The organism is Prevotella intermedia ATCC 25611 = DSM 20706 (assembly GCF_001953955.1).
Lineage (GTDB): Bacteria > Bacteroidota > Bacteroidia > Bacteroidales > Bacteroidaceae > Prevotella > Prevotella intermedia.
The window spans coordinates 442,759-461,783 of the sequence record NZ_CP019300.1 but is presented as its reverse complement, the minus strand read 5'-3'; the positions used below and the strand labels follow the sequence as shown (position 1 = coordinate 461,783).

Below are 19,025 nucleotides of genomic sequence, written 5' to 3'. Positions count from 1 at the left end.
CTCCCAACTCTACAAGTTACAATAGCAAACTTCTTTAAAGTTACCTTAACTTCTTTTTTGTTTAAAGGAAACTCATAACCTAATTGCGGATATGAGTTTCCTAAAGTATTCCGAACGAATTCTACATCATACTCAAACATTCATAAACTACTGTTCTTTCGATGCAAATTCGTTTTTCAACATTGCTTACTTAACAATCTTCTTCACGCTACCGTCGCTGTAACGAACGATATTGATGCCTTTCTGCAAATCGTTGAGCAATCGGCCAGATACATCGTAAACAGCAACTACTGTTACATTGTTCTTAACAGCTGGCTTAGTAGCAATACCAGTCGTTTCGCGCTCCAAAACAACCAAGCCCCATGGAGTGCCATACGCATTGGTTACACCGCCTTTTTCAAACGAAACGGTTTTAGTACTTTGTGGGTCCTCTTCATCTTCTGGAGTTGCACTGGGGTCTGGAACAGGTGAAACACACTTTACACCCTTCATTGAAAACTTCTTGAAAGAGCAAATTGCGCCGTATTTACCTTCAGATGTAATATTTGAGTTATCAACTATCAAACGACTTGCATATCCGCCGCAAATACCACATCTGGCTCCTTTAATGTTCATATCTACGTCTTTTATGTTAAGTGTACCTGTATGTCTGGCATCGATACCATTCAATCCAGCATTAATAGTAAGGCTACCTCCGCCCGTCATATCAATATTCACAGACTCTGCATCTTGATATGTCAGCATCACAAAACCTGTCTGAGTTGTCGTAATAGAGTTTTTACCTATCAACTTCACAGTAATATTGTCAGTTGGGCAATAAAAACGGAAAGTACCGATAACTGGATACCAAGTACCGCTTTCTGATTGATACTGAGGGCAGTTTTCTGCAGTAACAACAATCTCAGCGTTTTCTAATGTAATAGTACGAGTATCAGCATCAAACTTCACAGTTCCAGACTTAACCCACTTACGTTCAGAGTCAAGTTTGTTACCATTTTCTTTTGTCATCTTCTGACCAAGAAAAACAAGTTGTTCGTCAAGATCATTGTCAGCGAAACTGTTAGACACTCCTAAAACGGCAGTAAGCATTACCACCAAAACTCTCAAATGTAAAAAATTCTTCATAATTTAAAATTGTTTGTTGTTAAATTGTTTGTAGTTAAATTTGCAAAGAACCTAATATTCTTCTTTTCCAATGGGCAAAGATAAACTAAATAATAATACTATGCAAGAAAAAATAAAAAAAACAACCAACAAACACAGCAATTAACAATTACGCTTGCTATTATTCTACTCTGTTTATATGCACACTATACTCTACAAACTCAAAATAGAAAATCAGAATAAAACGATTCTCTTATTCTATGTGCAAGTTACTATGCAACATCTTTTTACAAACAGACTTCCATACGAAAGACAAAAGCTACCACAGCAACAAACCATTCAAAGCTATTTGCCTGCAAGCCTACTGGTATAAAGTGGAACTGTAAAAACGCAGCAAAAGAATTGTCATACAGTGCAATCCTACAGAATAGAACAAACGTTTCAAATGCTGTCCCTACTCCCCTTACACACATCATTCTATAAGCAGAAAAACGCAACAACACTGTAAATATTTTTCACAACACCATTCATCGCCTAACCACCTAATCATCAACACTTTACAAAACCTATTGTTTTGCATTCCAAAAGCGTAGGTTTTGCACGGTAAAAGCGGCTCTTTTGCATCGCAAAACCCACGCTTTCGCAACGTCAAATCGAAATTACCATTTCTTCTACGAATTATTATTACAAAACCAAGATGCTTTTTACAGAACGCTTACCAAAAACAACAAGAAAGAAACCACCCTTTCCACCAAAACTCTACTGACCTACAGTCCAGCTCCGAGAAGACACAACGCCACCCCATTAAAGAACAATACCGTTGAAGTATTAAAAACACGCCTAAACTACCCAAGCATATTAAACCCAACAACAGAATACAAACAAAAAGAGAGGATAGCCTTACGACTATCCTCTCTTTGCGCTCCAGGATGGGCTTGAACCAACGACCCCCTGATTAACAGTCAGGTGCTCTAACCAACTGAGCTACTGAAGCAGGTTGCTATTTCTTTTTAGCGAGTGCAAAAGTACGACGTTTTTTTTAATCCACCAAATATTTCAGCAAAAAATATCAACTTTTTATGATAAAACATTCGCAAGGACAACTTTCATCATACTATCATACAAAAAACTATTTCTAATATTTCCCTTTATCAATAGAAATAATTACATTTGCAGTACTGATATACAGACAAGAAGATGCCATAGTTACCGATAAGTTCTAATACTCTGTTATTGATAGTAGATTTACGCTACAAGGCTTATGTAAAGAAGTATCGCATCAATATTTTAGACATCTCTAATTATTGCATCTTCGTTCTATGACGAACAATACCAAGAGATAAATATATAAAATAAAACTATGAACAAAACATTATGGAATTACTATAAGCAGTCAGCAGATGGACAAAATGCAATTGCAATGTTTAATCCTGAACCAAACGATACTCATAAAGAAATAGAGAACATAGCAACTTTCTTACAAAAGTTGGACAGTGATATCGAACCTCAGTATTTTACAGATTTTATATATGTGCACAGAGTTAACCTTTCCGAACGGAATCTCTTAATCGAAGAACTTTCCGAGCGCAAGAGTTTCGAAACTTTTGTAGAATCCTATGACTTAAAAGAGTTTGAATTTCAGGAAGAAAAGGTTGTTTGGTTTGAAGAAAATTATTTTATCAAAGCAGATAAATTCAGACAAAAAGCAGCTACAATAGATGCTCTATCAATGTACTTATACTTTTATAATGCTTACTTCAAGCCTATTCTTCTTCCACGTAGATTTGATATTATTCAAAAAAGCTGTGATGCGTTGGGTATAGAACTGCCACCTATTCCTCGCACCAAAAGTTATAAAGAATATTTAATGTACTACTATGATATTTGTGGCGCAATAAATAAATTTCAAGAAGAAAATGGACTAACAGACGCTGAAGTCTGCGCCTGCATATACGATTACGGAGCAAGAGTCTTGTCAGAAGAAGAAAAACAAGAGAATGAAGAATTGCCACCACCTACAAATGTATGGCTAACTGGAGGATCTGGCAAAGGAGATTTTGAGTTTCTCGATTCATTAGGGAAAGATTCACAAGCCCAAACATCTATTTGGGCTTGCAACGAGAGAACACGTAAAGGAGACCTCGTTATTATATATTGCACATCGCCAAGAAGTTTTATCCATTCTATTTGGCGTACAGAATCTGTTGGTATCTTTAACCCTTTCGATTATTACCATTGCCGAACGACTGTATGTAAAGGGATAAGACTTCCACAGATATCGTTTGCAGACTTGAAGAATGATCCTTATTTCTCGCAGCAACCTATTGTCCGTAAGAATTTACAAGGAATAAACGGAGTAGCATTTTCAGCCAAAGACTATTCAGAGTTATTGAGGTTAGCAGAAGAAAAGGGTGTAAAAACTGATAATTATCCCCAACTCTATGTTGGCAAAGCAATTGATTTTGGGGAAATTAAACAAGAAAAGGATATAGAAGAGAATATTCTTATTCCCATATTAAAACGAATAGGCTATCACATTTCTGATTGGACAAGACAATTACAGCTAAAAGCAGGGATAAAAGAGAAGGCTATTCCCGACTTTGTATTCTTCCCACAAGGGGCTAAACATTTTGAAAGTGCTCCGCTGGTAATTGAAGCTAAACTAGACATTTCATCAATGTTAGAGGAACAAAAAGCATTTCGCCAAGCATTGTCATACGCTCGTATGTTACGCTCTAACTTAATGGGCATTTGCGACAAGGAAAGGCTCATCATCTACGCTCTTGACTCTTCAGGAAGTTGCAATATAGAAAAGCCATTATTTGAAAGCCATTGGCAGAGTATTTACTCTGATGATATTATAGGCTCTAAATTGAATCAGATTATAGGAGCAGAGGTTATGAAAGAAAAAGCCCTCCTAATGAAATAACAAGAGCGATTTCTAAAAAAATGCACTCGCCTATTCCCTATTCGATGAAAGGGAACCATCTTACCATATACAAGCTCTTGCTAAAAGCTATATAAACGCACGAAGCCCCGACCACTCATCGCAGTCGGGGCTTCAATACAAAAAAGGCAGCTACCTACTCTCCCACATTGCATTGCAGTACCATCGGCGCAATCGGGCTTAACTTCTCTGTTCGGAATGGGAAGAGGTGGAACCCCGACGCAATAACCACCTGATAAAACCGTCAGTGTGCTCCTCAGCACACCGTAAGGGTGACCATGCCACAAGCAAGGATATGTAAAACAAGCCATACAAGACACGTACAGCTAAAAGAATAAACACCGGAATGAAAGCTTCGGGCAATTAGTAGTGCTCGGCTTTGACATCGCTGTCTTTACACCTGCACCCTATCAACGTCATCGTCTGTGACGACCCTATGAGGAGTTCTAATCTTGCGGAAGGCTTCGCACTTAGATGCTTTCAGCGCTTATCCATACCAGACTCAGATACCCAGCGGTGCACCTGGCGGCACAACTGGCAAACCGGAGGTCTGTCCACCACGGTCCTCTCGTACTAGTGGCGGAACCACGCAAAACTCCAACGCCCACGATAGATAGAGACCGAACTGTCTCACGACGTTCTGAACCCAGCTCGCGTGCCACTTTAATGGGCGAACAGCCCAACCCTTGGGACCTTCTCCAGCCCCAGGATGTGACGAGCCGACATCGAGGTGCCAAACCACCCCGTCGATATGAGCTCTTGGGGGGGATCAGCCTGTTATCCCCGGAGTACCTTTTATCCTTTGAGCGATGCAGTTTCCATACACTTGCACCGGATCACTATGCCCCAGTTTCCTGCCTGCTCGGCATGTCTGCCTCCCAGTCAAGCGCCCTTATGCCATTACACTCTGTGAGGTCGGTTACCAATCGACCCGAGGGCACCTTTGGAAGCCTCCGTTACGCTTTTGGAGGCGACCACCCCAGTCAAACTACCCACCAAGCAATGTCCGCGCAACAAGCGCGTTAGACCTCAGACAGCCAAAGGGCCGTATTTCAAGGATGGCTCCACGCACACTGGCGTGCGCGCCTCAAAGCCTCCGGCCTATCCTACACATCGGATGACCAAGGTCAATGCTAAGCTGTAGTAAAGGTTCACGGGGTCTTTTCGTCCCATCGCGGGTAATCGGCATCTTCACCGATACTACAATTTCACTGAGATCATGATTGAGACAGCGTCCGGATCATTACACCATTCGTGCAGGTCGGAACTTACCCGACAAGGAATTTCGCTACCTTAGGACCGTTATAGTTACGGCCGCCGTTTACTGGGGCTTCAATTCAAGCCTTCGACAAAAGTCTGAGCTCTCCTCTTAACCTTCCAGCACCGGGCAGGTGTCAGGCTGTATACATCATCTCTCGAGTTGGCACAGCCCTGTGTTTTTGTTAAACAGTTGCCTGGACCTATTCTCTGCGCCTCGTAAAAAACGAGGACCCCTTATCCCGAAGTTACGGGGTCAGTTTGCCTAGTTCCTTAACCATGAATCTCTCAACGCCTTAGTATGTTCTACCCGACTACGTGTGTCCGTTTGCGGTACGGGTTGCCCAAACATTGAGCTTAGCGGATTTTCTTGGAAGTATGATTACCTGTGCTATCGGTTCGCCCCGAGGGGAAAACCGTACTATCGGCCATCAGCTCAGGGTGTGGATTTGCCTGCACCCATCATAGCCTAAAGCCTTCAACGCCCATATCCGTAAGGGCGCGACAGTGTCACTGCTCCGTCTCCACATCGCTGAATGGGCAAGTCACGGAATATTGACCGTGTCTGCCATCGCCATCGCCGTTCGGCTGAGACTTAGGACCCGACTAACCCCGGGATGATTGGCATCGCCCGGGAAACCTTAGTCTTACGGCGAGGGGGAATCTTACCCCCTTTATCGTTACTTATACCTACATTTGCTTTTCCATACGCTCCAGGATCAATCACCATCACCATTCAACGCATATGGAATGCTCCCCTACCGATACTTTTAATATACATTGCTATCCCGCGCCTTCGGTATCTGACTTCATACCCGATTATTATCCACGCCCGGACCCTCGACTAGTGAGCTGTTACGCACTCTTTGAATGAATGGCTGCTTCCAAGCCAACATCCTAGCTGTCACTGGGACCAGACTTCGTTAGACTAACTTAGACAGAATTTGGGGACCTTAGACGACGGTCAGGATTCTTCTCCTCTCGGGGACGGACCTTAGCACCCGCCCCCTTACTGCACGACTACGGTCCGTGAGCATTCGGAGTTCGTCAGGTCTCGATAGGCGGTGAAGCCCTCTTGACCTATCGGTCGCTCTACCTCTCACGGAGAACATCGCACGCGGCACCTAAATGCCTTTCGGGGAGTACGAGCTATCTCCAAGTTTGATTGGCCTTTCACTCCTACACTCAACTCATCGGGAAGCTTTTCAACGCTTATCCGTGCGGTCCTCCATTCCGTGTTACCGGAACTTCAACCTGGTCAAGTGTAGATCACTTGGTTTCGCGTCTACCCCACCCAACTGAACGCCCTGTTCAGGCTCGCTTTCACTGCGGATACGGGGCTGAACCCCTTAACCTCGCTGGGCATGGTAACTCGTAGGTTCATTATGCAAAAGGCACGCCGTCACATAAAAAAATATGCTCCGACCGCTTGTAGGCGTATGGTTTCAGGAACTATTTCACTCTCCTAATAGGAGTGCTTTTCACCTTTCCCTCACGGTACTAACTTCACTATCGGTCTCACGGGAGTATTTAGCCTTACCGGATGGGCCCGGCAGATTCACGCAGAATTACTCGTGTTCCGCGCTACTCAGGATGACACTACGCCTCATCATGCTTCGGATACGGGACTGTCACCCGCTACGGTCGAACTTTCCAGAACGTTCTCCTCACAATCAGAGTACGACAACGTGGTCCTACAACCCCCACGGCGCATTGCCACGTCGTGGGTTTGGGCTGTTCCCCGTTCGCTCGCCACTACTGGGGGAATCATTAAGTTATTTTCTTTTCCTGCAGGTACTAAGATGTTTCAGTTCCCTGCGTTAGCCTCCTGAACGAAAATCAGGATAGCACTCCTTCAGAGTGCTGGGTTGTCCCATTCGGAAATCCCCGGATCAAAGGTCATTTGCACCTACCCGGAGCTTATCGCAGCTTATCACGTCCTTCATCGCCTCCGTGAGCCTAGGCATCCGCCATACGCCCTTAGTTACTTTCTATTCGCCAAGTGGCACATATATGAAATACGCGCCACAGGGTTGCTCATACTTTCAGCTGTATCTTGAAATCTATAACCACTCCACAAAAAAGCGGAATGAAATGTCTTACTTTACAGTCTTGCTTGTGTCAATAAGTCAAAGAACGATGTCAATGCAACAAAACGCATGAAGCATGAGATGCATCGAAAAGTGAAGATGGCGGACTTGAACCGTTGCCGTGCAGGCCTTGAACCTTGTCTTCCATTCAATATATGAAACATATCAGAGTGTGTAGCCAAGAAGGGAAACTCCATATCCCTCTCTCAAAAAAGTGTATCGAACAATTAAGATACTAACAAACAAAAGCCCAATCCAGAAAGGAGGTGTTCCAGCCGCACCTTCCGGTACGGCTACCTTGTTACGACTTAGCCCCAATCACCAGTTTTGCCCTAGGTCGCTCCTCGCGGTTACGAACTTCAGGCACCCCCGGCTTTCATGGCTTGACGGGCGGTGTGTACAAGGCCCGGGAACGTATTCACCGCGCCATGGCTGATGCGCGATTACTAGCGAATCCAGCTTCGTGAGGTCGGGTTGCAGACCTCAGTCCGAACTGGGACCGGCTTTCAAGATTGGATGCTATTTACATTACACCGTCCCTCTGTACCGGCCATTGTAACACGTGTGTAGCCCCGGACGTAAGGGCCGTGCTGATTTGACGTCATCCCCACCTTCCTCACACCTTGCGGTGGCAGTGTCCCCAGAGTGCCCAGCATGACCTGATGGCAACTAAGGAAAGGGGTTGCGCTCGTTATGGCACTTAAGCCGACACCTCACGGCACGAGCTGACGACAACCATGCAGCACCTTCACAGACGCCCCGAAGGGAGTCAACATCTCTGTATCCTGCGTCTGCAATTCAAGCCCGGGTAAGGTTCCTCGCGTATCATCGAATTAAACCACATGTTCCTCCGCTTGTGCGGGCCCCCGTCAATTCCTTTGAGTTTCACCGTTGCCGGCGTACTCCCCAGGTGGGATGCTTAATGCTTTCGCTTAGCCGCTAACGCCAGGCGCTAACAGCGGGCATCCATCGTTTACCGTGCGGACTACCAGGGTATCTAATCCTGTTCGATACCCGCACCTTCGAGCTTAAGCGTCAGTAACACTCCCGTACGCTGCCTTCGCAATCGGAGTTCGTCATGATATCTAAGCATTTCACCGCTACACCATGAATTCCGCATACGTTGCGTGCACTCAAGTCCGCCAGTTCGCGCTGCAAGTTAAATGTTGAGCACCTAAATTTCACAACACGCTTAACAGACCGCCTACACTCCCTTTAAACCCAATAAATCCGGATAACGCCTGGACCTTCCGTATTACCGCGGCTGCTGGCACGGAATTAGCCGGTCCTTATTCGAAGGGTAAATGCAAAAAGGCACACGTGCCTCACTTTACTCCCCAACAAAAGCAGTTTACAACCCATAGGGCCGTCAATCCTGCACGCTACTTGGCTGGTTCAGACTTACGTCCATTGACCAATATTCCTCACTGCTGCCTCCCGTAGGAGTTTGGACCGTGTCTCAGTTCCAATGTGGGGGACCTTCCTCTCAGAACCCCTACTGATCGTAGCCTTGGTGGGCCGTTACCCGCACCAACAAGCTAATCAGACGCATCCCCATCCTCCACCGATGAATCTTTGGTCCACGTCAGATGCCATATGTGGACAACATCGGGTATTAGGCCGTCTTTCAACGGGGTATCCCCGAGTGGAGGGAAGGTTGGATACGCGATACTCACCCGTGCGCCGGTCGACGTCCAAAATGTGCAAGCACATAATGCCGTTTCCCCTCGACTTGCATGTGTTAAGCCTATAGCTAGCGTTCATCCTGAGCCAGGATCAAACTCTCCATTGTAAAAAATCATATAAAGAAAATGCAATCACAAGCACTCGTCATATAAGTAAAGGAAAACCCATACCATGACGAGCGAGGCGACGCACTCCATTTGTCTCTGCTCAGAACCCTCATCCGAAGTATCAAGTTCAAAACACCAAAATCAAGAAAAATGATAGGACGTTTCTTTTACCCATCTGCCAACATCAAAGACGAGGCAGACGCTTCTTGTACTACTTCTCTGTATATGTAAAACTTCTCAAAGAACGAATGTGCTAAAAAGAAACCGCAGGGCGGCATTTCTTGAAAGCGAGTGCAAAGGTATAACAAAAAACAATACGCACCAAATGTTTCAAGAAGAAAAATGAAAAAAACTGCATTTTGCAGGAGAGATTTGACATAAATCAACAAGCGAAACAATTTACACCTTATAATATATAGTCAGATTTACATCATTAAAGAGACATGAGAAGTATCATGACCCCACGTTTTTCAGCTTCAGGAAAGCCAAAAGTCTATCTATCGCATCAGATTTTGGACATCAGAAAAATAAAAGAAACATAAAAAAGAAGTGGTTTTTTGCGTTTATCATAGCTTTAAAGTATATTTGCAAAATGATTTAAGACACGCCTTCTTGATGTTGAGTTGGCATATTCTTTGCAATACGAGATAGAAAAAATAAAATAAAAAAAGACAAATTATGGATTTTGACAATTTTTCAAAAACAAGCAAAGACCGTTACAGTGAGTTAGAAATGTCGCGCACATGGCCTTTACTCATGCGCAAGGTTTACACATGGATGGCAATGGCACTGGCTATTACAGGCGTTGTGGCATACGGTGTTGGTACATCGGAGGCAATGTTGATGATGCTTTACAACGGAATGGCGCCACTACTGATTTGCATCTTTGCAGAATTGGGCATTGTTTTCTACCTTTCTGCACGCATTCAGAAACTCTCGTTGGCAGCTGCCACAACGTGGTTCATTATCTTTTCTGTTTTGAACGGACTTACTTTGGGCTGGATTTTTGCAGCTTACACTGCTGCTTCCATTGCCAAAACCTTCTTCATTACGGCAGGAACATTCGCTACAATGGCTATTGTGGGCACTACCACAAAGAAAGATTTAACCAAGATGGGGGGCATTTTGTTTATGGCACTCATTGGTTTAATCATTGCAGGCTTGGTAAACATGTTCTTCCGCAGCACTATGTTCGACTTGATTGTCAGCGGATTAGGAGTACTTATCTTTACAGGTCTGACAGCTTGGGACGCACAAAAGATTAAGGAAATGGTGATGCGTGCACCCGATGCAGGTGAATCGGCACAGAAAATAGCATTGCTTGGGTCGTTGAATCTGTACTTAGACTTCATCAACCTTTTCCTCTACCTGCTCCGTTTCTTCGGTAACAGAAACTAAGGCAAACGATAGAAGATAATGTAGAAATACATACACGTCTTTATCTAAAAAAGCAGAAAACATTGCTTCTTTTCATTTTTTCACACAACAGAAGCAATGTTTTCCTGCTTTTTCCATTTAGTGCATAATAAATAGAAAAGACAACAAAAGAAACAAAGAACAATTATGAAGAAGAATTTAAGCAAAATTATGTTGGTTGCATTTGCTGGCATAGCAATGCTCGGTATGACATCATGCAACGCTGACGAACCAGAAAACGATCTTACTCCTGCAGAAGCCCAAGCTGCATACGAAAGTGTAAAGGGCGAATACACGGGATACGTATTTTTCAACAAGAGAAAAAACAATTCACACGAATTAGAAAAAGACAGTCTGCCCGTTTCGGTAAGCCTCAACTCTGGCACTATGCTCACTATTAAGAACCTTCCCACCAAGGCAATTGCAGGAATATTAGAAAACGGAAACCTGAAAAAAGCAATAGAAGAAGCTGGAGCCATCGACCTAAAATGCAACATAGGCTTTATGCGTAAAGACCCTGTAACAATGTTAGTAAATCCGCTTCCTGCTACTTTCAAAATAAACTACAACGGCAAGGAGCAAGAAATCAAGACACTTTTCCTAATTAATAGCAAAAGTTCGGCAGCACAAGCTGTCGGAAAAGACAAGCTGGCAATGCAAATCATTCAAATGGCAGGTATGTATCTCGGCGAGCGACGTGTTGCAATCGAAACAGGAAACACACCTTTGCTGTTCAAACTGAAACGCTAATAAGATAATATCGGGTCTATTAACGATTACGAAAAGAAGCACACACACTTGATTATTCATAATCCAAAAGAGGGCAGGCCATCGCTGGCTTGCCCTCTTTTTTTTATAAAGGAACCTCTCATTCTATACATATCTGAGCAATATAACTTCTCTCACATTTCGTATTTTACAACCAGAAACAAAGCAATAGGACTGTAAAGAATTTTTCAAAACATCCATATCACCTAACCAGCTTGTTACCAACGCATTACAAAACCTATTGTTTTGCATTCTAAAAGCGGCTGTTTTGCACGGTAAAAGCGTAGGTTTTGCATCGCAAAAGAGCCGCTTTCGTAACGCCAAAGCGCAGTTATCACTTTTTAACAGAACTATCTTTACAAAATCAGAGATATTTCGTGCCATTCTGTCCGAATTACCTCAATGGAAAACTGCTGCACTTTTCCATTTCCACCGAACCTTTCTGCACATATCGCAAACTATTTCGTCGGCTACTCACAATAAGTCGGTATTACCCTAAATTCGCCTATATTTATTTTGCCGTTCAAGCTATTTGGATTACCTTTGCACTTATTATCACATTATAATAATGTCGAACGAGAATACTTTCAAACTTTTAAACAAGATTGACTCGCCTGCCGATTTAAGAAAATTGAGCATAGACGAGCTCCCTATACTATGCGAAGAACTGCGCAAGGACATCATTCACGAGGTGGCTGTAAACCCCGGACACCTCGCATCGAGTCTTGGCGCAACCGAAATAACCGTAGCCTGCCATTACGTTTTCAATACACCTGACGACAGAATTGTATGGGACGTAGGACATCAGGCATACGGACACAAGATTTTAACGCATCGTCGCGAATGCTTCTGCGAGAACAGAAAGAAAGACGGACTTATGCCTTTCCCCTCTCCAAAAGAAAGCGAATACGACACGTTTACTTGTGGGCACGCTTCCAATTCCATTTCAGCAGCATTGGGAATGGCAGTAGCTGCCAAGATGACAAACCACCCCGAACGCCACGTAGTTGCCATTATCGGCGACGGAGCGATGAGCGGTGGCTTGGCTTTCGAGGGCTTGAACAATGCTTCGAGCCAGCCCAACGACTTACTCATCATCTTGAACGACAACGACATGTCGATAGACAGAGCCGTTGGCGGTATGCAACAATACCTGCTCAACCTCGATACGAACGAAACTTACAACAGGCTTCGTTTCAAGGCATCGCAATGGTTGCACGCCAAAGGCATACTGAACGACAAGCGACGCAAGGGCATTATTCGTCTGAACAACGCCATCAAGTCGGCTCTTGCCCAACAGCAGAACCTCTTCGAGGGTATGGACATACGCTACTTCGGACCATTCGACGGGCACGATGTCAAGGAAGTGGTAAGGGTGTTGAACCAACTTAAGGATATGAAAGGCCCCAAACTGCTGCACCTGCACACCACGAAAGGCAAGGGATACGAACCTGCCGAGAAGAGCGCAACGGTGTGGCACGCACCTGGAAAGTTCGACCCCGAAACAGGACAGCGTCTTGTGCAGGACGACAGCAATAAGCCACCAAAGTTCCAAGATGTGTTTGGGCACACTCTTTTAGAGCTTGCAAGAAGCAATCCACGCATTGTTGGCGTTACGCCTGCCATGCCGACAGGCTGCTCAATGAACATTATGATGAAGGAAATGGCAGACCGCACCTTCGACGTAGGTATTGCCGAAGGACACGCCATGACCTTCTCGGCAGGTATGGCAAAGGACGGCTTGCAACCATTCTGCAACATTTACAGTTCTTTCGCACAACGCGCTTACGACAACATCATTCACGATACCGCCATCTTGAACCTCCCCGTTGTACTCTGCTTAGACCGCGCAGGACTCGTTGGCGAAGATGGAGCAACCCATCACGGTGCTTTCGATATGGCTTTCTTGCGCCCTATCCCGAACGTTACCATTGCTTCGCCAATGGACGAGCACGAATTGCGCCGACTTATGTTTACTGCCCAATTGCCCGAAAAAGGTTTCTTCGTGATAAGATACCCTCGTGGCGGTGGCGTACTGGTGGATTGGCAATGCCCATTAGAAGAGGTAAAAGTGGGCACAGGACGTAAACTTTACGACAAGACTTTCGGCACCGACCAAGAGAAAGCTACGAAAAGCATAGCCATTCTTACCATTGGCCCTGTGGGACACGATGCGCAGAAAGCAATCGAGGAGTTGGAACAAGAAAACAAATGCACAGGTCGCATTGCCCACTACGATATGCGTTTCTTGAAGCCAATAGACGAAAACATACTCGAAGAGGTAGGACAGAACTTTTCGAAAGTCATCACCGTGGAAGACGGAGCGAAGAACGGCGGACTCGGAACAGCCGTTATGGAATGGCTGAACGAGCACAACCACAACATACACGTGCAAAGGTTAGCCCTTCCCGATGAATTTATCGAGCAGGGAACAGTGCAGCAACTCCGCCAATTGTGTGGAATTGACAAGGACAGCATAAAGCGGGAAATAGAAAAAAGATTGTAAGCAACACACGGAGGACAGAGGTATGAAGATAATTATAGCAGGAGCATACGCCATTGGAACTTATTTGGCACAGTTTCTTTCTCGCAACAAGTACGACATTATACTTATTGACGAGCAAGAAGAGAACTTGAACAAGATTGGTCAGAACTACGACCTTCTTACATTGCAAGGGAAGCCGACAAGCATAAAAGTGCTGCAGGAAGCAGGTGTAAAGCATGCCGACCTCTTTATTGCGGTAGACCTCAAAGAGACCATCAACATAACAGCCTGCACCATGGCGCACAATCTTGGCGCAAAAAAGACCGTGGCTAAGATTGACAACCCCGAATACATGGAGCCTAAGAACCAAGAGCTTTTCAAGCAATTGGGCATTGACAGTCTCATCTACCCCGAACTCTTGGCGGCAAAAGACATAATAAACGGACTGAAAATGTCGTGGGTTCGCCAACGCTGGGACGTTCAAGGCGGTGCATTGGTTATGCTGGGCATAAAGCTCCGCAAGACTTGCGAGATATTAGACAAGCCGCTCAGGGACATAAGCGGCCCCAACGACCCTTACCACGTTGTAGCCATCAAGCGCAGGAACGAAACTATCATTCCCGATGGTAACGAGACGCTGAAACAGGAAGACCTCGCCTACTTCATGACGACTAAGGAATACATACCTTACATACGCAAGCTCACGGGCAAAGAACATTATGTCGATGTGAAAAACGTAATGATTATGGGCGGTGGACGCACGGCTGTCCGTTCGGTAAAGATAATGCCCGAATACATGGACGTAAAGGTTATAGAAAGAAGCATCGACCGTTGCGAATACCTGAACGAAATGTTCGACGAGTCGCAGCTTGTCATCAATGGCGACGGACGCGACACCGACTTGCTCATAGAAGAGGGTATCCGCCACACGCAAGCCTTTGTTGCGCTTACGCCGAATGCCGAAACGAATATTCTTGCATGCTTGGCTGTAAAGAGTTTGGGCGTCAAGAAAACCATTGCAGCAGTAGAAAACTTCGACTATGTAGACATGGCAGCCAATTTGGACATTGGTACCATCATCAACAAGAAGGCAATTGCCGCAGGCTACATCTATCAGATGCTGCTCGATGCCAACGTAGACAACGTGCGCTTCCTTATGTCTGTCGATGCCGACGTTGCCGAATTCATTCCCGTTCAAGGCTCTAAGATAACGCAAAAGCCTATCAAGGACATGAATTTGCCAAGCGGAATGACCATTGGCGGACTGGTTCGCCACGAGGAGGGTATGCTCGTTTCGGGTAATACGCAAATTGAGGCGGGCGACATTGTAGTCGTATTCTGCTACAATACCAACATGAAGAAGGTGGAACAACTGTTCAATTAAAGACTGTAAGAAAGGTTAGCAATGCTCAATCTAAAAACTATATCGAAAATCTTAGGTGCGCTTTTAGGAATAGAAGCCTTACTGATGTCGCTTTGCCTATTCGTTTCGCTGTGGTACAAGGACAACGATATTGTGGCTTTCCTATGGGCTATCCTTATCACCGTGATGGCAGGAGCCGTCTTCCGCTTGATGGGCAGACACGCCAACAACACCATTGGTCGCCGAGACGCCTACTTCGTGGTGGCAGTAGCGTGGGTTATATTCTCGCTTTTCGGCACGCTGCCTTTCCTAATCAGTGGCGACATTCCAGATTTCACCAATGCTTTCTTTGAAACGATGTCGGGTTTCACCACCACTGGAGCCACCATCGTGGACTATCCCGAGCATTTACCGAAGGGATTGCTGTTCTGGCGTTCGCTGACGCAGTGGATTGGCGGTCTTGGAATTGTGTTCTTCACCATCGCCATACTTCCTTCGCTCGTCGGCGGTTCGCTCAAGGTGTTTGCAGCAGAGTCTACCGGACCGATTAAGAGCAAGCTCCACCCTCGCCTCAGCACAGGTGCCAAGTGGATATGGATAGTTTACTTCGTACTCACCGTGGCATGTATATTGAGCTACAAGGTGTGCGGCATGAACTGGTTCGACGCCTTCAACTATGCCATGACAAGCACTGCAACGGGTGGCTTCGGTACGGAAAGCGGCTCGATTGCCACGTTCCATTCGCCTGCCGAAGAGTATGTCTGCACCATCTTCTGTTTCTTATCGGGTGTGAACTTCACTTTGCTCTACACATCTGTGGCAGGCTTCAAGTTCAAGCAACTGTTCAGGAACAGCGAGTTCAAGTTCTACACGACGATGATTGCGGCTTTCACGGTCTTCATCATGCTGGAACTCATTTTCCAATGCAACTACGAAGTGGAGCATGCCTTTCGCAGCTCTGTTTTCCAAGTGGTTTCGTTCATCACCACCACAGGACTTTACAGCGACGATGCTGCCAAATGGCCTCATGTAACGTGGGTGGTGCTGGCAGCCTGCATGTTCTTTGGCGGTTCGTCGGGGTCTACAAGCGGTGGAATCAAGAGCATTCGCGGCGTGATGTTGCTGAAGGTTGTGAAGAACGAATTTCGCCAAATACTCCACCCGAATGCTGTCTTGCCGATGAAAATAGACGGCTACAATGTTCAAATGTCCAAGCGTGTAACCCTATTGGGGTTCATCGGCTTGTACCTTTTCCTTGCCGTTATCTGTGCCTTTACGATGATTGCGGCAGGCATCGACTCCACCAATTCGATGACGATAACGCTAAGCTGCCTTGGCAACGTGGGACCTACGTTAGGTTTAGAGATTGGCCCAACGATGTCGTGGAACGAACTGCCCGACTTTGCCAAATGGATTAGCTCGTTCCTGATGCTTGTCGGACGTCTCGAACTCTTCTCGGTTTTGGTGCTTTTCACCCCTTCTTTCTGGAAAGAAAATTAGAGAAAAAACCTGTACTGGAAAGGCACTTCTTATCTACTCTATTTCAACGACTTAGCAGTGCGTGAAAAATATGACGTCATATTTGCCAGAATATGACGTCATATTTGCTCGAATATGACGTCATATTTATCCGAATATGACGTCATATTTATCTGAACATGACGTCATGCTTATCTGAACATGGCGTCATACTTATCTGAATATGGCGTCATGCTTGTCTGAATATGGCGTCATGCTTGTCTGAATATGGCGTCATGCTTGTCTGAATATGGCGTCATACTTGTCTGAATATGGAAACATAATTGTCCAAACATGGCATCATAACTGTCCGAATATGACACCATATTTATCAGAAAAATTAAAGAAGTAGATGTGGAAAACGGAAATAACAGCTTACTCCTCGCTGTTTCCGTCTAAGAAATCTCTTAAATCGGCTTTCAAACGCAAATAAGGTTTACTGTTGGTATAGCCCACGTTGCGCCGCAGCATTGGTACAATTTCTTCTATGCTGTGATTGTAGTTTGAAAGTTCGTTTCTCTGTTGCACAATGTGTCGCGCATTGCGATAAATCTCCTGTTCATGGTCGCGTATAAGCTTGTCGCACACTCTTTTCAGAGCGGGCACCACCACATTGTCGAACAAATGATGCCCCTGTATATACAAATAAGTGGTTTGTGCCGTTACACCCAATCGCTTTATATCCTCTTTCACAGCCAAGTAGGTAGCCTTGGCATCGGGATATTCGTGCTGGAACTGCCGTATCTTCCTTGCCACCTTTCGGCGCAACTTCTCTATGTTCGCATAAGCCGTCTGAAAGCTGAAGTTGCCCATTTCTATGATATGGTTGAAATCGGTAATGGTGAACTTTCCATAAATTCCTTTCCTGTAAAACCATACGCTCCACACGAACAACGGGAAAATAGCCTCGCTGTAAAGACGCAGATACTCTTCAAAATCGAAGATGGCACGGTCGTTCAGCGTAACAGCAACGCTCACATCGTGCAGGCTAGCGGCATAGCACTGCAGGTTTTCGATGGCGTATGCATAGGTATGAAACACGTAAGGACTATGGTTTACGGCGCGCGACATCGACGTGGAACCTTGCAGGAGATAGTCGTAGTCGGCATCTACACAGGCTATCATACTTTCGCCGACATTTTCCGAAATCAAATTCATCAGCACCGAGCGTTTTCCCTTCGTCAGCGTGTGGCGCGAAGGAAGCATTACTTCAAAATAACGGTGCTTGTTCTCGAAACTGCTAAGTGCCGTGCGCCAAAAGAATATATCGTCGTACGACTCCACATACGCCACTATCCGCTTTCGCGCATTGCGGCCATTCAGGTAGTTGGCCGCATCAAAGTAAGCCGACGATAAATTATCCTTAAGCCGTTTTCCCATCGCTCGTTCTCCTTTGACCTATCCTATCGTAATCTCGCTGACTTCGGTTACCTTGTCAATCCAACCGTCCATGATAACCGCCGGGCTGTGGGTGCTGAGTATGATTTGCACATTCGGGTTCAAACTCAATATCAGTGCGATGAGCTTCTTTTGCCAATCTACGTGCATGCTCACCTCCGGTTCGTCCATGAACAAGACGTAAGGCAGCCCGTCCTGCACCAAGACGGTGAGCAAAATCGCCAATATCTGCTTTTCGCCACTCGACAGCTGGTAGGGGAACAACGTTTCGCCAACCTGCGAAAAGCGTATCTCGTTTTCCGAACGCACAATCTTCTTGCCCGTTTCTACAAACAATTCGTCGATTATGTCTTGAAACAATCTCTTCGGTGCAGAGTAGGTCTGCGCCTTTGCAGCAGCCTCGCCATTGCCACTTTGCAATGCCTCTATAATCCTATTGCCCACATTTACCTGATAGTCGAGATACTTTCTCTGCAATTGGAACAGCTGCCAGTCAAGCTCGGTGGTAAGGTTCAGGTCTACCTTGTTTATGCTTTCGATGTTCAGCAGTGGGCGGTCGAACGAACGTATGATATCGTACCTTATCCAATTTGCATCTCTCGGCGACACCTTTATATGCACGCCCTTCATCATATGGCTTGGAAATTCGCCCCCTTGCGAAAGCCCTTTTATCACCTTGTTCAATATGGTGCTCTTGCCCACACCGTTGATACCACTCAGAATATTCACCTTTCGGTCGAGTGTCCAGCGTATGTGCTTCAAGCCTGCCCACAGCGAATCTATTTCAATCTCTTCAATATAATCGGCATATTTCTGCATAATCGTTCTTTTGTTTCTTCGCAAATATAGCATTTTTCTTTCAATTTAAGCCTAAATAGTGTTTTTT

At 45.3% G+C, this 19,025-nt stretch carries 9 protein-coding genes, 1 tRNA gene and 3 rRNA genes; 6 read left to right on the top strand and 7 right to left on the bottom strand.

What is annotated here, in order from left to right:
- Positions 1 to 186: 186 nt before the first annotated feature.
- A complete protein-coding gene (locus BWX39_RS02025; RefSeq protein WP_028905698.1) occupies positions 187 to 1,125 on the bottom strand; it encodes a hypothetical protein in 939 nt (312 codons plus the stop codon).
- A gap of 899 nt (positions 1,126 to 2,024) precedes the next feature.
- Positions 2,025 to 2,098: transfer RNA gene (locus BWX39_RS02010), tRNA-Asn, on the bottom strand.
- Positions 2,099 to 2,464: 366 nt separating this feature from the next.
- Here BWX39_RS02010 and BWX39_RS02005 point away from each other — a divergent pair.
- Positions 2,465 to 4,033: a restriction endonuclease subunit R gene (locus BWX39_RS02005; protein ID WP_028910957.1), complete on the top strand. Its 1,569-nt coding sequence runs from the start codon at positions 2,465 to 2,467 to the stop codon at positions 4,031 to 4,033.
- Positions 4,034 to 4,174: 141 nt separating this feature from the next.
- Here BWX39_RS02005 and rrf read toward each other — a convergent pair.
- The 3 genes from rrf to BWX39_RS01990 form a co-directional block, all read right to left on the bottom strand.
- A 5S ribosomal RNA gene (gene rrf, locus BWX39_RS02000) occupies positions 4,175 to 4,287 on the bottom strand.
- A 108-nt stretch (positions 4,288 to 4,395) separates the two neighbouring features.
- Positions 4,396 to 7,302 (bottom strand): 23S ribosomal RNA (locus BWX39_RS01995).
- A 355-nt stretch (positions 7,303 to 7,657) separates the two neighbouring features.
- A 16S ribosomal RNA gene (locus BWX39_RS01990) occupies positions 7,658 to 9,190 on the bottom strand.
- Together the 16S, 23S and 5S rRNA genes form the textbook arrangement of a ribosomal RNA operon.
- Before the next feature lie 679 nt (positions 9,191 to 9,869).
- Here BWX39_RS01990 and BWX39_RS01980 point away from each other — a divergent pair.
- The 5 genes from BWX39_RS01980 (at position 9,870) to BWX39_RS01955 (ending at position 16,723) form a co-directional block, all read left to right on the top strand.
- Positions 9,870 to 10,589: a Bax inhibitor-1/YccA family protein gene (locus tag BWX39_RS01980; RefSeq protein ID WP_028906063.1), complete on the top strand. Its 720-nt coding sequence runs from the start codon at positions 9,870 to 9,872 to the stop codon at positions 10,587 to 10,589.
- Between the two features lie 165 nt (positions 10,590 to 10,754).
- Positions 10,755 to 11,357 carry a DUF4840 domain-containing protein gene (locus tag BWX39_RS01975; protein WP_028906062.1) on the top strand — a complete coding sequence of 201 codons (603 nt, stop codon included), beginning with the start codon at positions 10,755 to 10,757 and terminating at the stop codon, positions 11,355 to 11,357.
- A 586-nt stretch (positions 11,358 to 11,943) separates the two neighbouring features.
- A complete protein-coding gene (dxs, locus tag BWX39_RS01965; RefSeq protein WP_028906061.1) occupies positions 11,944 to 13,881 on the top strand; it encodes a 1-deoxy-D-xylulose-5-phosphate synthase in 1,938 nt (645 codons plus the stop codon).
- 22 nt (positions 13,882 to 13,903) lie between these two features.
- Positions 13,904 to 15,244 (top strand): Trk system potassium transporter TrkA, encoded by a 1,341-nt coding sequence (trkA, locus tag BWX39_RS01960; RefSeq protein WP_028906060.1) that lies wholly within the window; start codon positions 13,904 to 13,906, stop codon positions 15,242 to 15,244.
- 21 nt (positions 15,245 to 15,265) lie between these two features.
- Entirely contained in the window at positions 15,266 to 16,723 is a 1,458-nt protein-coding gene (locus BWX39_RS01955) for a TrkH family potassium uptake protein (protein ID WP_028906059.1), read from the top strand.
- 393 nt (positions 16,724 to 17,116) lie between these two features.
- Here the strand turns inward: BWX39_RS01955 and BWX39_RS01950 are convergent, their stop codons facing one another.
- Complete coding sequence (locus BWX39_RS01950; RefSeq protein ID WP_028906058.1) at positions 17,117 to 18,121, bottom strand: DUF4435 domain-containing protein; 1,005 nt, start codon at positions 18,119 to 18,121, stop codon at positions 17,117 to 17,119.
- Positions 18,122 to 18,139: 18 nt separating this feature from the next.
- Complete coding sequence (locus BWX39_RS01945; RefSeq protein ID WP_028906057.1) at positions 18,140 to 18,958, bottom strand: AAA family ATPase; 819 nt, start codon at positions 18,956 to 18,958, stop codon at positions 18,140 to 18,142.
- Between the last annotated feature and the right edge of the window lie 67 nt (positions 18,959 to 19,025).

Coding starts and splice junctions, on each gene's coding strand:
- BWX39_RS02025 (WP_028905698.1), bottom strand. CDS start 1,125: ATGAAGAATTTTTTACATTTGAGAGTTTTGGTGGTAATGCTTACTGCC.
- BWX39_RS02005 (WP_028910957.1), top strand. CDS start 2,465: ATGAACAAAACATTATGGAATTACTATAAGCAGTCAGCAGATGGACAA.
- BWX39_RS01980 (WP_028906063.1), top strand. CDS start 9,870: ATGGATTTTGACAATTTTTCAAAAACAAGCAAAGACCGTTACAGTGAG.
- BWX39_RS01975 (WP_028906062.1), top strand. CDS start 10,755: ATGAAGAAGAATTTAAGCAAAATTATGTTGGTTGCATTTGCTGGCATA.
- dxs (WP_028906061.1), top strand. CDS start 11,944: ATGTCGAACGAGAATACTTTCAAACTTTTAAACAAGATTGACTCGCCT.
- trkA (WP_028906060.1), top strand. CDS start 13,904: ATGAAGATAATTATAGCAGGAGCATACGCCATTGGAACTTATTTGGCA.
- BWX39_RS01955 (WP_028906059.1), top strand. CDS start 15,266: ATGCTCAATCTAAAAACTATATCGAAAATCTTAGGTGCGCTTTTAGGA.
- BWX39_RS01950 (WP_028906058.1), bottom strand. CDS start 18,121: ATGGGAAAACGGCTTAAGGATAATTTATCGTCGGCTTACTTTGATGCG.
- BWX39_RS01945 (WP_028906057.1), bottom strand. CDS start 18,958: ATGCAGAAATATGCCGATTATATTGAAGAGATTGAAATAGATTCGCTG.